Source organism: Hominiventricola aquisgranensis, from assembly GCF_040096225.1.
In the GTDB taxonomy this organism is placed as follows: Bacteria; Bacillota; Clostridia; order Lachnospirales; family Lachnospiraceae; genus Hominiventricola; species Hominiventricola aquisgranensis.
Genome location: NZ_JBBMFC010000074.1, coordinates 1 through 1,036 on the forward strand (window position 1 = coordinate 1; position 1,036 = coordinate 1,036).

General features: G+C 34.4%; 1 protein-coding gene. It reads right to left on the minus strand.

All coding sequences use genetic code 11. The features are described from left to right. Window positions 1-157 precede the first annotated feature (157 nt). Complete coding sequence (locus tag WMO62_RS15765; protein WP_349145274.1) at window positions 158-910, minus strand: RNA-binding domain-containing protein; 753 nt, start codon at window positions 908-910, stop codon at window positions 158-160. Window positions 911-1,036 lie beyond the last annotated feature (126 nt).

The following is a 1,036-nucleotide window of genomic DNA, read 5'->3' on the forward strand; positions in this document are numbered from 1 at the left end:
TAATACAAAGAAACGCCAAAACCGACATTTGCCGGAATTGGCGTTTCTTATATTAGGGACTTATTTTACAGCCCCATCTTTAGTACATTTTCATATTTGTAAATCCTATATAACTATCCATGTCCTGGTATTCTAAGCCGCTCCACCTGTTTATCCGCTAATTTTTAGAAAACTTAGCAAAAAATGCAGGCATTTCAGGTGCTGAAACTGGTTCCGGATCATTATTAGCACCCATCCTAGTATAATATCCATTATCAAACATGATAGCTCCATTATCATTTACAATTTTCATAATAATAATGGATTTATTATAATAACTCACCATTCTCATTTTGGTTCCTACCTGTCTTCGATAATGCTCATCCATCGGCATTATTTGTAAGGCATCCTTAAATTGAGTAAAATATGCATCATAATCTCCTTTATAAAATTCATTCACCTCTCCATCAACACCTGTAATATAGAAATTTCCCACCTTAATATTTTCTATATTATACTTTCTTGAAACTTTTTCTGCATCCTCAAATTTGTCAGCTACGCCAATAAGAACATATCCTACAGCATTTTTCTCTGAATTTCCCATTGCCGTCAATGTTTTATATATTTTCTTTATTAAGCTATCATTTTTCTTGCCAGTAAAAAGATCATGTATTCCTTGTTTAAAATCATACTGTGAATTTTCTGTCTTAGATTGTTTCAATAATGTTTCTATTTCCGTTGCATAAGAATAGTGCATAGGATCTCCATCTGTTCTTTCTACGAAGAAGGGCAGTAGTATCGCTTTTACTTTGGCTACTACCTCGGTTTTTTCTCGTGCACTCCATGCGCCTCCACCACCAGATATAATCATTGTACGTTCCGCAATATTTCCTAGTTGCTCGTAGACTTTATCATAATCTGTTATTTTCATTTCCTGTTTTATTAACAATTCATATAAGGTCAAAAAGAGCGACTGAAAATTGAGGTGACCCCTCAAAGTTAGACTTTTACGAGGCGACTTCGGTCGTCTCGTTTTTCTTTATGCAGCTAAAAGATG

Bases quoted from the DNA above. Each gene is read 5' to 3' on its own strand.
- WMO62_RS15765 (WP_349145274.1), bottom strand. From the start codon at position 910: ATGAAAATAACAGATTATGATAAAGTCTACGAGCAACTAGGAAATATT.